The organism is Pseudomonas putida, assembly GCA_041071465.1.
GTDB classification, from domain to species: Bacteria; Pseudomonadota; Gammaproteobacteria; order Pseudomonadales; family Pseudomonadaceae; genus Aquipseudomonas; species Aquipseudomonas putida_P.
Genome location: CP163498.1, coordinates 827739 through 839731 on the forward strand (window position 1 = coordinate 827739; position 11993 = coordinate 839731).

10 protein-coding genes and 2 pseudogenes are annotated in these 11993 nt (G+C 63.7%); 3 read left to right on the forward strand and 9 right to left on the reverse strand.

The features are described from left to right. Positions 1-51 precede the first annotated feature (51 nt). Positions 52-285, forward strand: a complete 234-nt coding sequence (locus tag AB5975_03830; protein XDR21054.1) for a hypothetical protein — start codon at positions 52-54, stop codon at positions 283-285. Between the two features lie 114 nt (positions 286-399). Here AB5975_03830 and pdxH read toward each other — a convergent pair whose 3' ends face one another. The 5 genes and pseudogenes from pdxH to dinG form a co-directional block, all read right to left on the reverse strand. Beyond that, a complete protein-coding gene (gene pdxH / locus AB5975_03835; GenBank protein XDR21055.1) occupies positions 400-1047 on the reverse strand; it encodes a pyridoxamine 5'-phosphate oxidase in 648 nt (215 codons plus the stop codon). Positions 1048-1065: 18 nt separating this feature from the next. Continuing rightward, positions 1066-2043, reverse strand: coding sequence for an OmpA family protein (locus tag AB5975_03840; protein ID XDR21056.1), 978 nt, complete (start codon positions 2041-2043; stop codon positions 1066-1068). Positions 2044-2142: 99 nt separating this feature from the next. Next, positions 2143-3287: pseudogene (locus AB5975_03845) on the reverse strand (serine hydrolase domain-containing protein). Between the two features lie 109 nt (positions 3288-3396). Beyond that, positions 3397-5631, reverse strand: a complete 2235-nt coding sequence (locus tag AB5975_03850; protein XDR21057.1) for a beta-galactosidase — start codon at positions 5629-5631, stop codon at positions 3397-3399. Between the two features lie 79 nt (positions 5632-5710). Continuing rightward, positions 5711-7855: an ATP-dependent DNA helicase DinG gene (gene dinG, locus AB5975_03855; GenBank protein XDR21058.1), complete on the reverse strand. Its 2145-nt coding sequence runs from the start codon at positions 7853-7855 to the stop codon at positions 5711-5713. Positions 7856-7953: 98 nt separating this feature from the next. Between dinG and AB5975_03860 the strand changes: the two are divergent. Then, positions 7954-8417, forward strand: a pseudogene (locus AB5975_03860) (CopD family protein). Between the two features lie 71 nt (positions 8418-8488). On the opposite strand, the gene AB5975_03865 reads toward AB5975_03860, so the two are convergent. The 4 genes from AB5975_03865 to AB5975_03880 all read right to left on the reverse strand — a co-directional run bounded on the left by AB5975_03865 (position 8489) and on the right by AB5975_03880 (position 11115). Continuing rightward, a complete protein-coding gene (locus AB5975_03865) occupies positions 8489-9247 on the reverse strand; it encodes a collagen-like protein (GenBank protein ID XDR21059.1) in 759 nt (252 codons plus the stop codon). After that, positions 9240-9515 (reverse strand): DUF1145 domain-containing protein, encoded by a 276-nt coding sequence (locus AB5975_03870; GenBank protein ID XDR21060.1) that lies wholly within the window; start codon positions 9513-9515, stop codon positions 9240-9242. The genes AB5975_03865 and AB5975_03870 overlap by 8 nt, the downstream gene beginning before the upstream one ends. Positions 9516-9613: 98 nt before the next feature. Further along, positions 9614-10333, reverse strand: a complete 720-nt coding sequence (locus AB5975_03875; protein ID XDR21061.1) for an OmpA family protein — start codon at positions 10331-10333, stop codon at positions 9614-9616. Positions 10334-10422: 89 nt separating this feature from the next. Then, the gene (locus tag AB5975_03880; GenBank protein XDR21062.1) at positions 10423-11115 is read right to left on the reverse strand and encodes an OmpA family protein; all 693 of its coding nucleotides are present in this window, start codon (positions 11113-11115) and stop codon (positions 10423-10425) included. 159 nt (positions 11116-11274) lie between these two features. Here AB5975_03880 and AB5975_03885 point away from each other — a divergent pair, with 159 nt between their 5' ends. Beyond that, entirely contained in the window at positions 11275-11769 is a 495-nt protein-coding gene (locus AB5975_03885) for a DUF6231 family protein (GenBank protein XDR21063.1), read from the forward strand. The last annotated feature ends 224 nt before the right edge of the window (positions 11770-11993 follow it).

Sequence of the window (11993 nt, forward strand, 5' to 3'; positions counted from 1 at the left end):
ACAGCCTGCCGGGCTGTGTCGAAGGCCTTTCAAGTGAGACCAAGGATAGCCATGGATTACTTCATCGTCGTGGTCGCCACCGTTGCGGGGCTGTATTTCCACGGGTGGCTGTATGTGCGCATGCGCCGCTGGATGGACCGCGACCTGGCGTTGTCGCTGGCGGGTGCCGATCCTGATAAGCGCGCGTTCATGCTGGAAAGGTTGAAACAGGCGCGACAGGAGAAGGTGGGACGCAAGCAACTGGCAGGGTGGTTGGAGCGGGAAGCGGCGGAGTATCCGGGGTAGCCTGATCGATCGTCGTGGCCGCTTTGCGGCCCTATCGCGACACAAGGCCGCTTCCACAGGTACAGCGCGATCGCCTCTGTGGGAGCGGCCTTGTGTCGCAGCAGCCCCGGGACCTCAGGGCGCCAGCCGCTCCCGCTGCCATTGCCCATTCACGAACCGGTAATTCAACCGGTCATGCAAGCGGCTCGCCCGCCCCTGCCAGAACTCGATGCGCTCAGGCAACAAACGGTAGCCCCCCCAATGCTCAGGGCAGTGCGGCTGGGTGTCGGAAAAGCGCGCTTCGGTAGCCTTGACCAGGCCCTCGAGCTCTTCACGCCCGGCAATCACCCGGCTCTGCGGCGAGGCCCAGGCCCCCAGGCGGCTGCCCAGCGGGCGCACCTGATAGTAGGCATCCGACTCCTGCGCCGAGACCTTCTCCACCCGCCCTTCGATGCGCACCTGGCGCTCCAGCGCCGGCCAGAAGAAGGTCATGGCTGCAAAAGGGTTGGCCTGCAATTGCTGGCCCTTGGCGCTTTCGTAATTGGTGAAGAAAGTGAAGCCCTGCTCGTCGAGCCCCTTCAGCAACAATACACGGCAATGCGGGCGGCCTTCGCCGTCCACGGTGGCCAGGGTCATGGCGTTGGCTTCCACCGGCGCCTGCTCGGTTTTCACCGCATCGGCGAACCACTGGTGGAACAGGACGAACGGCTCCCCCGGCGCCTGGGCTTCAGCCAGGCCATCACGGGTGTAGTCGCGGCGCATATCGGCCAGGGATTGGGTCATTGCTGCGTTCCTTGACGATCAGTTGGTCTTCGCAGGGCTATTGGCAGCTACTTTTTTATCGGCGGTAGCTTTCTTGGCAACAGGCTTGGCCGGCGCCGCTTTCTTCTTGGCTGTTGCCTTCACAGGTGCTTTGGCCTTGGCCACGGGCTTCTTCGCCGCAGGCTTGGCAGCCGGCTTGTTGTCGGTGGCCTTGGCAGCAGGTGCCTTGGCATCCTGTACCGCCACCATCGAGGTCGGCGCAGGTGCCGGTGCAGCCTGCTGATACTTGGCCAACAGTGCGACCATGGTGTTTTGTGGGGTCAGCAGCATTTCCACGCGGCGGTTCAGGGAGCGGCCCTCGGCGCTGTCATTGGCCGCACGCGGCATCACCGAGCCCATGCCCTTGAGGGTCAGGCGGTCACGCTGCAGGCCGCTGAGGCGGAAGATGGCCGATACCGAAGCGGCGCGCTCCAGGCTGAGTTTCTGGTTGGCAGCGGCAGCACCGCTGCTGTCGGCATGGCCCAGTACCAGCACGGCAGTCTTGGGGTCACCTTCGACGGTCTTGGCCACGCGGGTGATCGGGCCGAGGGTCATGGGCAACAGCATGTTCGGGCGGTCAGGGTTGTACGAGCTGTCAACCGGCAAGGTTACCGCCAGCACATTGTCGCGGCGCTCAAGCTCCAGCTTGCTGTCCTTGATCGCTTCGCGCAGCTTAGGCTCGTATTCGTCCAGCCAGGCCTGGGTGGCCTTCTGGTCAATTTTCGGCACCACGGGGCCCTTGGCCTGCTTGTCATCGCCACCAAACGGCCACCACCAACGGCTGGCGCTCTCCGATTTGGCGTCAGCCTTGGCCACGTTTTCAGTGACGGCTGCCTTCACTTCCTGCTCGGCGACCTTGTCCGAACCGAAAGGCCACCAGTTGGAGCCACCTTCCTTGGAGCCGTCCGGGGAGTGGCTGGCGCAGCCGGTAACGGCGGTCAGGCACAGGGCGAGTGCTAAGGTTTTATGTGAAGACATCAGCGATACACCATGAAATAGAAAGATATTTTGCCTAGGCACTTCAGGCGTTGGCATTGAGGATAGTCAAAGGGGGTGGGCAATACCCGCATTACCCGATCAAAGGCAACTGGCAAGGACGCGTACCAACTTTTGCGCGCGTGGGTCCATCAGCACATAAGGGCCGAGGGTATTGACCACGAAACCGAAGGCCACATCGTGCTCCGGGTCGGCAAAACCGACCGAACCACCGGCACCGGGGTGGCCGAAGGCGCGGGCGCCGAGGCCAAAGGTGGCGTTGGCCACCTCGGGCTGGTCGAGCATGCAGCCCAGGCCAAAGCGGGTTTGGGTGAGCAAGGTACGGTCCTGACCCAGGCTGTGTTCACGGGTCAGTTCATCGAGCAGTTCAGATTCGAGCAGGCTGCCGTCAAGAAGCCCGGCATAGAAGCCCGCCAGGCTGCGTGCGTTGCCATGGCCATTGGCCGCTGGCTGTTGCATACGACGCCATTCAGGCTTGTTGGTACTGGTCAGGATCGCCGGCGGGTTGGTGAATGCACGGGTCGACAACGCCTCTGGCTCACGCATGGTTACCTGTAGCAAGCGCTGCGCTGCGGCATCCCCCGGGTTGCCTTTGCCACGGGCGATATGCGCCACGCGGTGGAACTCTTCGTCTGCCAGGCCAACGTGGAAATCCAACCCCAACGGGCGGGCGGTGCGGGCCACGATCGAGTCGCCAGGGCCACGGCCATCGGCGCGGCGAATCAGCTCGCCGATCAGCCAGCCGTAGGTGATGGCGGCATAGCCGTGTTCGGTGCCGGGTGTCCACCAAGGTGTCTCGGCCGCCAGGGCATCGACCATGGTCTGCCAGTCGTACAATGCCTCGGCCGGCAGCAGCTCGCGAATCGCCGGCAAGCCGGCACGGTGGCTGAGCAGTTGGCGCAAAGTGACCGACTGCTTACCGGCCTGGGCGAACTCGGGCCAGTAGTTGGTCACCGGGGCATCGAGGGCCAGCTTACCCTCGCCGACCAGTTGCAGGGCGGTGACGGCGGTGAACGTCTTGGTGCAGGAGAACAGGTTGGCGATGGTATCGCTGTGCCAAGCCTGCTGGCCGTCTTGTCGGCACTGCCGGCCCACAGGTCAATAACGGTTTCGCCCCCCACCTGGATGCACAGTGCGGCACCACGCTCCTGGGGATCATCGAACAACGCGGCAAAGGCTTCGCGCACGGCTTCGAACTTCAGCTCATAGTGACCCTGGATCTGCACCCGCTGTACTCCGTACGACCATGTCCAAAAAAGGTGTGCATTGTTTCAGTAGTTGGGTGTTTTGCAAACTGGCTTGGGCCAAATGGTCGCGAAGAACGGTAACTGGCGCTCAGGGCGCCGGTTTCTCCAGCAGCGCTCGCAATTGGCCCATGGCCTGCAGGTTGCTTTTGCGCACGGCGTCAACAAACCCTGGGTACGGCACATCGGTGATGGCCACCAGTCCAAGGTGACCGTTCTCGCCGTCAAGCAGGCGACCGCTGGCCGGCTGATCGAGGTACTGGAACCAGTGGGCGCCAACGATCATCGGTTGCGCCAGGGCGGCCTTGAGGAAGTTGCCGTAGGCCGGGCCGCGATCCTCTTCCCGCGCCAACTCCAGCGGCCCCGGCCAGAACGGCCCGCGATCGCGCGAGCCGAACTGGAACTCGGACACCAGCACCGGCTTGTCCAACTCGGCCAGGCGAGCGAAGTCGTAACCGTCCTGAGGCTTGAGGGTATAGAAATTGAAGCTGAGCACATCGCAGAACTCTGCACAGGCTTTGACCGCTTCTGGCGTGCTGATGGCATAGCGGCCACCCAACAGCAGGTGATTGGGCGCATGCCACTTCAACGAATCGGCAATGGTCTTGAAGTAGGTCTCGGCAAATACCTGTTGGAAATGCTGGTAATCACGTTCGATTTCCGGGTGCTCCGGGTTGGGCAACGGCGCCTCGAAGCCTGGATCTTCCATCAGTTCCCAGGCGGCCAGCTCGATGCCCCAGGCCTTGGACAGCCCTTCCTGGTTGCGATACTTGTCACGCAACTGCTTGAGGAATGCGCGCTTGGCCGGCACGTCGGTGGTCAAGCGCAAGGTGCCGTAGGCCAGGCCGTAACGGGCTTTGGGGTCGCTTCCGGGAGCAGCCCAGGCCAACTCGTTATCGGCGAAGTAACCGATCAGCCAGGGGTCGTCACGGTGATCGCGGGCGGCAATGGCCACTGCACGCTCGGTGGCCATGGCGAAACGCGGGTCAAACGGATCGGGCATGCTGCCCCACCAGTCCATGCCGGTACTGATGCTGGCGTAGTCGCCCACGATCGACAGCGGCACGGTGTATGGCAGGCGCCTGGCCTGACCAAGGGCAGGCTCGCTCCAGTTGCCGATGGTGTTGAAACCCCAGGCCTGCAGGCGGTCGAGCGCGTGCGTCTGCCAGCGGGCCGCATCCAGCGCCAGCGGTGGGCAGTTGGCGGGCTGGCCCTCCACTGCGGGCGGGCAGGGTTTGCCATAGGTACGTTGAAGGTTGGCAGCATAGAAGTCGAACCAGCGCCCCTGTTTGAAATTGCGCCCTTGCGACGAGGCATTGCCATCGTCGTTATTGCCCTCGCCATAGAAAGCGGCCAGTGCATTGCCCTCAGCGGGCAGGGCCTTGAACATGCCTTCACGCCCAGCGACATAGGTACGCCCGCCGTCTGCCGCCACGGCGTTTACCCCCAGGGAATAGAAGGGGTGCCCTTCCGGCGTTACCAGGTACCAACGGCCATCACGCTTTTCGGTGCGGAAGAAGCCTTTGGCGGCGAACGCCGGCCCGGCCAACAGGCCGCCGTAAGGGTCCAGCTGCTGTTTGCCGCGCTCTGTCAGCCAGCCCTTGAGCTGTTGCTGTTCACGGGTATCGGCTGCCTTGAGCTGTTCGTCATTGGTAACCTTCTCAGGCCAGTTACCGCGCGTGGACTGGCCATAGGTATCGATCAGCTCATGGTAGGCAGCCTTGTAAGCCTGGTCGTCATCCTGAATGCCGACTCGCTCGATCAGCAGGTTTTGCGCGACCTTGGGGTTGGGAATGCTCAGGCTCACCGAGGCCACCTGCTTGAGGTCGACTGCCCCGGCGCTGCTGGTCAGCAGCAGGCGCTGCCCGCCATAGTTCCAGGGCATCGGCGGGCCGGCACGCATGCCCTGGTTCAACGGTGAACTGGCTGTCAGCGGCACCATCACGGTTTGCGCGGGGCCGGCCGGCAGGTCGATACGGCTGGTCAAGGTGCGGCCATCGCTGCCTTGCACCGTGACATCCACGGTCAGCGCCCAATCCATGGCACTTTGCAGGCGTAAGGTCAGGAACTGCCCGGCGGACCAGTCCCACGCCCCGCCTTGCGGGCTCAGGCGCAAAGTCGGCCGCTGGGCCGGGTTGAACACCACACGCCGCAACACTTCGCCCTCGGCCGTCTGCTCCGCGTTGTACTGCGGCATGCCGGCATCCTCGGTCACCACATTGACCACCGAGGCCGGGCGCACGAAGCTGAACAGCGTCTGCTGCCCGGCCAGCAAGGGCGAGCTGAACAACAGGGCGAAAACGGCGGGCAGGGTACGGCGGACCATAAGGCTGGGGCTCTCCTTCAGGGCCGTCATGGCCCAAGACTGAGTAATGGACAACGCGCCGGAGCAAGTGCTCCGGTGCTCAGGAAATCTCCCGCCGGAACGGCGGCAGCGCATTGAGAATAGCCTTGCCGTAACGCTGGGTGACCAGACGCCGATCGAGCAAGGTGATGACGCCGCGATCCTGCTCGGTACGCAGCAGGCGGCCACAGGCCTGGATCAACTTGAGCGACGCGTCCGGCACGGCAATTTCCATGAACGGGTTGCCGCCGCGGGCCTCGATCCACTCCGACAAGGCAGCCTCCACCGGGTCGTCGGGCACGGAGAAGGGAATTTTGGCGATGACCACGTGCTCGCAGTACGCACCCGGCAGGTCGACACCTTCGGCAAAGCTGGCCAGGCCGAACAACACGCTGTGCTGGCCATCGTCGACCCGTGCCTTGTGCTTGTTCAGGGTTTCCTGCTTGGACAGGTTGCCCTGGATCAGCACCAGCTTACGCCAGTCGCGGTCCAGGCCGTCGAACACATCCTGCATCTGCTTGCGTGACGAGAACAGCACCAGCGCGCCACGGGCATCTTCGACGATGTTCGGCAGTTCGCGGATGATCGCCGCCGTGTGCGCCGCCGCATCGCGTGGGTCGGCCTGCAAGTCCGGGACCCGCAACAGGCCGGCATCGCCATGCACGAACGGGCTGGGGACCACACAGGTGACGGCATCGCGCGGCAAGCCCGAGCGCATGCGGAAGCGATCGAATTTGCCGAGCGCGGTCAACGTCGCCGACGTTACCAAGGCGCCATGGGCAACGCTCCACAGGCTGCGGCGGAGCATTTCGGCAGCAAGAATGGGGCTGGCGTTGACTTCGATGTCGAACATCGCACCGCTTTCGGCCAACGTCAGCCAACGGGCCATGGGCGGGCTGTCTTCCGGGTCTTCGGCGGTAAAGGCCGTCCACAGTTCCCAGTTGCCCTGGGCACGGGTGACCAGGCTGCCGAACAGCGGATACCATTCTTCGGCCTGGTGGCTGGCAATGCCGATGCTCACCTCACCGTCCATCCCTTCCTTGAGCAGGTCGGCCAGGCGGGTGAACAGGTCGTTGAGGCGGGCGAAGCCCTTCTTCAACTCGATGCCCACCTCGCGAATCTGTTCTGGCACCACCCCACCCTCAAAACGGTAGCGCGGGCGCTCACGGCCTTCGGTGTCCTCGCTGGGGCGGAAGTCGGCCACCTGTTCGCACAGCGTGAACATGAACTGTTGTTGGGTGCGCACTTCCCGCGCCAGCTCCGGCACCTGCTCGATGTATTTGCCCAGGTCACCGGGCAGCGGGTGCTGGGCCAGAAGCTTGGTCAGGTTCTTGGCCGTCTGCTCAAGCCAGTCGCCCGTGGAACGCAGCCGCGAATAATGGGCGAAGTGGCCGATGGCCTTGTCTGGCAGGTGGTGGCCTTCGTCGAACACGTACATGGTATCGCGCGGGTCGGGCAATACCGCACCGCCGCCCAGGGCCAGGTCGGCCAGGACCATGTCGTGGTTGGTGACGATCACGTCGACCTTGCCCATGCCTTCGCGGGCCTTGTAGAACACGCACTGCTGGAAGTTCGGGCAATGACGGCCCGTGCACTGGCTGTGGTCGGTGGTCAGGCGTGCCCAGTCCTGGTCTTCCAGGGCCTCGGGCCAACTGTCACGGTCACCGTCCCAGCGGTTGCCGGCGAGCTTCTCGATCATGCTGTTGAATAGCTTCTGGCTGCGTTCGTCGACTTCGATACGGAAGCCTTCTTCTTCGAACAACTGGGCGGTGGCCGACTGGGCATGGCCTTCCTGCAGCAGGATGTCTAGCTTGGACAGGCACAGGTAGCGGCCACGGCCCTTGGCCAGGGCAAAGCTGAAGTTGAGCCCGCTATTGCGCATCAGGTCGGGCAGGTCCTTGAAGACGATCTGCTCCTGCAGGGCCACGGTGGCAGTGGCTATCACCAGGCGCTTGCCGGCGGCCTTGGCGGCCGGAATGGCGGCCAGGCTGTAGGCCACGGTCTTGCCGGTACCGGTGCCCGCTTCCACGGCCACCACGGCAGGCTCACCGGCACGCCGGCCTTCATCGTCGCAGGCAATGTCGCCAAGCACCTTGGCCACTTCGGCGATCATCAGACGCTGGCCGTAGCGCGGCTTGAGGCTCTTGGCTTCGAGAAAACGCGAATAGGCGCCCTGAATGGTGGCTTTGAGTTCGTTGCTGATCATGGTCTGCAGGCGCCCGGAGGGCTGGATATATTTTCAGTGTTTCACACGGGGCGGCTATCATACCCCGCTATTGCCCTTTGTGCCGCATGGAGATCCGGATGCTCGCCTTTGCCCTGCCCTACACACTGCATGTTCTAGCCGCCCTGGTATGGGTCGGCGGCATGTTCTTCGCTTGGCTGGTGCTACGCCCGGCAACGGTTGCAGCCCTTGAAGGGCCTGCCCGCCTGCGCTTGTGGGTGGAAGTTTTCCGACGTTTCTTCGGCTGGGTCTGGCTGGCGGTGGCAATCTTGGCGATAAGTGGTATCGGCATGTTGCACATGCGCTTCAGCGGTTTCGAGACCACGCCTAAGTACGTGCAGGTGATGATCGGTGGCGGGATCGCCATGTTTGCCCTGTTCATGCGCATTCAGGCGTTGCTGCTGCCGGAACTGAAGGCGGCGGTGCTGGCCGAAGATTGGCCAACGGGTGCGGCGGTGCTGGGCGGATTCGGCGGATGGTGGGTATCAACTTGCTGCTGGGCCTGGCCGTGGTGGCTGTGGCCAGTTCGCGCCTGATGATCTGACAGGTTTCACGCGGTCCCTGCAGGAGCGGCCCATCACGACACAAGGCCACTTCTACAGGGGACAGCGAGGCTCAAAGGGGCTGCAGAATCAGCTCACCCGCAGCGCCCGCCAGGCCGGGCTGGCCCGGCTGGCCCGGTCGCCCATTGGCCCCAGCATCGGTGCTGTACACCAGGCACCCTTTGCTCGCCCCACCTTTACCCGCCTTGCCTGCCGCCCCTGGCTTACCCGGTGCACCGCCATCCAGTCGCACGACAATGCGCTCTTGCGGGAAGCCCTGCGGCACGCTCAGGCGAATACGCCCACCCGGCGCACCATCATGCCCGTTGCCACCATCATCACCATTGGCACCCCGGCTGGCCTGGCCCCAGGTGCAGCCACCGGCCTGGCCGTTGGCACCATCCAGGCCCACATAGCCCGGCGCACCAGCACCGCCACGGGCATCGATCGCTACTCGCTCGGCATCCAGCTCAGCCAGTTTCAGGTCCAGGCTACGGCCTGAACGGGCTGCACGCTGGTAACTGCCCGCTGCCCCCGGTGCACTGAATTCACTGCCTTCGCCCAACCGCGCGCTGCGCGCTTCTATCAGCAACGGGTTATCGGAAGGTGCAATGGCGATACGCGCATCACGCCCCAGTTCAAGTTGGTCGACCTTCAGTTCCGCGAGCGAGGCAGGCAACAGCAGGGTCGCCGCATCAGCGACGCGCAGGTGCGTGAGGTGCACACTGGCTGACTTATCGGGCAGGCGCAACATGGAATTGGCAGCGACTTCCAGGCTTTCGGCCTGGGCAAGGGGAGCGGCCAACATGGCCAGCAACATCAGATTACGCATTACGCGGCGCCTCCTGCGCACGGGGAATGGACATGACATGGAAGATACCCGTCAGCAGGATCTGCAACCGGTCGAACCAGCGGTGGCTGCGCCCACGCAGGCTGCCATTGAAGAACAGCACTTCGAGCAGGTGCAGGCCGAACAGGAAAATACCAGCGGCATTGATCAGCAGATTGAAGGGCAAGGGTTGTGGCATCAGCTGATTGAACAACACCACACCCCAGAAAGCGACCGTCAGGACCTTGCCCAGGCCCAGGATGAACTTCATACCCCGCCCCTATCGATTGTTGTTATGTCGAGACGCCCCGATCGAGCGGGCCGTGCGCGCCACATTAACTGCAATGCCAAGGCAGGCGCCAGCACCACTCAGTTGAGGTGCAGCTCCACCCGTCGGTTGCGCGCGCGGCCCTCCTCGGTTTCGTTGTCGGTGACCGGCTCGCTTTCGCCACGGCCCTGGCTGGTGACCTTGCCCGCCTCCAGGCCCTGGCCAATCAGGTATTCGGCCACGCTGCTGGCGCGGCGTTCGGAGAGCGCCTGGTTGTAACTGTCGGAGCCCACATTGTCGGTGTGCCCGATCACACGGACCTTGGCCACGGTTGGTGAATCGAGTTTCGCCACCAGGCCTTGCAGGCGCTGCTGGGCCGCCGGCGTCAGGTCGGCGGAATCGAAGGCGAACATCACCGCGCCGTTGTCATCGAGGATGATCACCTCGGGCGAGGGTTCGGCCGCAGTGGCCGGCGGCGCGGCAGGGTACTCCTTCAACGGGCAGCCCATGTGGTCGACCGCCGTATTGGCCGGGGTATCAGGGCAATGGTCGCGGCGATCGAAAATACCGTCGCCGTCTTCGTCACCGTCCTGGGCATAGCAAATCAGCCCTCCGGCGATGGCGCCCAGGGCACCGCCACCGGCGGCCCAGGTAGAACTTTCGATGGCACCCAGGCCACCACCGACCAAGCCGCCCAGCAGGCTGCAGATGGGCCAGGTCCTTTGGTTGAGTGGCGCGCTGCCATCGCTGTGCGTGGCGCAGCCCGCAAGCAGGCTGGCAGCCACCAACAGCGGCAATGCCGCCTTCGACGTCACACTCATGCTGAATGCTCCTGTGTCATTGGCCACGAACGGCTGACCGGCATGAAGACGCGCCCGTGCCACTGCTCAAGGCACGGGCGCACGCCGCTTCACCGCTGGATCTTGATCTCGGTACGACGGTTCATGGCACGCCCTTCGGCCGTGGCATTGTCAGCTACCGGTTGGGTTTCACCGGCACCGACCACCGAAACGAAGCTGCTGCGCGGTACACCGCTCTCGACCAGGTAATCGGTCACCGAGTGGGCGCGACGCTCAGACAGTTTCTGGTTGTAGCTGTCGGAGCCGACACTGTCGGTATGGCCGCTGACGCTCAGCCGGGCAGATGGCGCTTCCTGCTTCAGGCGCGTGGCAATGGTATTGAGGCGCTCTTTGTCGCTGGAGGTCAGACGCGCAGAATCGAACTCGAAGTGCACATCGCGGATGACGATGACTTCTTCCTTCTGCACCACCACTTCCTCGACCACCGCTGCCGGCTCTGGCGGGCATCCGTTGGCATCGACCTGCACGCCACGCGGGGTGCCTGGGCACTTGTCACGGCTGTCCGGCACGCCGTCGCCATCCTCGTCGCCATCGCCATGGGCCCAGCAATAGCCCGCCGCCAGGCCACCGCCCAGCAACGCGCCCCAGCCAGCCCAGCTGGAACTCTCGATGGCGCCCAGAGCGGCGCCGCCTACACCCCCGACGGCGGCACACTTCGGCCAGTCGGTTTTTTGCAAACCTGCACAACCAGTCAACACACTGGTGAGCAGTACCAGGGGTAACGCTGTGCGTACTATGCTCATTTCATTGCTTCTCCTAGGGGGAATCGGCATAAGGCCGATCTCTGGGAGTAAAGACCGCCCATTCCATCCCTGCCAGCAATAAGCCACGACGTAGGCACATGCCTCTTTGCCCGCACGCTGCGGCCCGCTAGTCTTGGACGACTTGAACGAGGATTGGCAATGACCGACGGTTTTTCCCAACGCACCCCACAGCAGGCTTTGGCAGCCCTGCTGGAGCGCTTCACCCCACAACGCCTGCTGCTGGTGGGCACGCGCTTTCCGGCGCTGGACGCCTTCGCCCAGGCGCACCCGCAGGTGACTATCGCCACCGCAGCCCCGGGCCCGCTGCCGGCCGAACTGGCCGCCCAGCGCTTTGACCTGGCGGTACTGGTGGACTGCCTGGAACACCTGCCCAAACGCACCGGCCTGGAGCTGCTCGGCGGCATTCGCAACCTCAATGCCAGCCGGGTTGCCGTACTGGCCGACCTGGCCGCCTGCGGCTGGCAGGACACCGACTTTTTCGCCCTGGCCCTGTCAGCCAGCGAGAAATTCTGCCGTGACCAACAGGTTTTGAGCCTGTTCACCTATGATCTACATGACTACAAGCAGGTCCCGGACTGGCTCAACGCCAGGTTCTGGGCCAACCCGGAAATGTTTGGGAAGTACTGGTGGTAAACCCATGAATATCAAGGGCTTACCTAACCATGACCTCCAGCATTGCTATGCCCGTGCAGGGCCAAGTGTCACCAGCCTGTCACCAGCCTTGTCACCAACGACCAGCTCAGGACCTTTCTGTCTGGCATTACAGGCGCTCGGGGATCTACTACCTGAGGGTCCGTCCACGGGGCTGCTCTGCCCGTAGTCTCACCATCTCTCTAAGATCTACCGATAGGCCGACC

Excerpts from the sequence above, each read along its gene's own strand:
- AB5975_03875 (XDR21061.1), bottom strand. The coding sequence starts at position 10,333 with ATGAGTGTGACGTCGAAGGCGGCATTGCCGCTGTTGGTGGCTGCCAGC.
- AB5975_03870 (XDR21060.1), bottom strand. The coding sequence starts at position 9,515 with ATGAAGTTCATCCTGGGCCTGGGCAAGGTCCTGACGGTCGCTTTCTGG.
- AB5975_03865 (XDR21059.1), bottom strand. The coding sequence starts at position 9,247 with ATGCGTAATCTGATGTTGCTGGCCATGTTGGCCGCTCCCCTTGCCCAG.
- AB5975_03880 (XDR21062.1), bottom strand. The coding sequence starts at position 11,115 with ATGAGCATAGTACGCACAGCGTTACCCCTGGTACTGCTCACCAGTGTG.
- AB5975_03830 (XDR21054.1), top strand. The coding sequence starts at position 52 with ATGGATTACTTCATCGTCGTGGTCGCCACCGTTGCGGGGCTGTATTTC.
- AB5975_03840 (XDR21056.1), bottom strand. The coding sequence starts at position 2,043 with ATGTCTTCACATAAAACCTTAGCACTCGCCCTGTGCCTGACCGCCGTT.
- AB5975_03885 (XDR21063.1), top strand. The coding sequence starts at position 11,275 with ATGACCGACGGTTTTTCCCAACGCACCCCACAGCAGGCTTTGGCAGCC.
- AB5975_03850 (XDR21057.1), bottom strand. The coding sequence starts at position 5,631 with ATGGTCCGCCGTACCCTGCCCGCCGTTTTCGCCCTGTTGTTCAGCTCG.
- dinG (XDR21058.1), bottom strand. The coding sequence starts at position 7,855 with ATGATCAGCAACGAACTCAAAGCCACCATTCAGGGCGCCTATTCGCGT.
- pdxH (XDR21055.1), bottom strand. The coding sequence starts at position 1,047 with ATGACCCAATCCCTGGCCGATATGCGCCGCGACTACACCCGTGATGGC.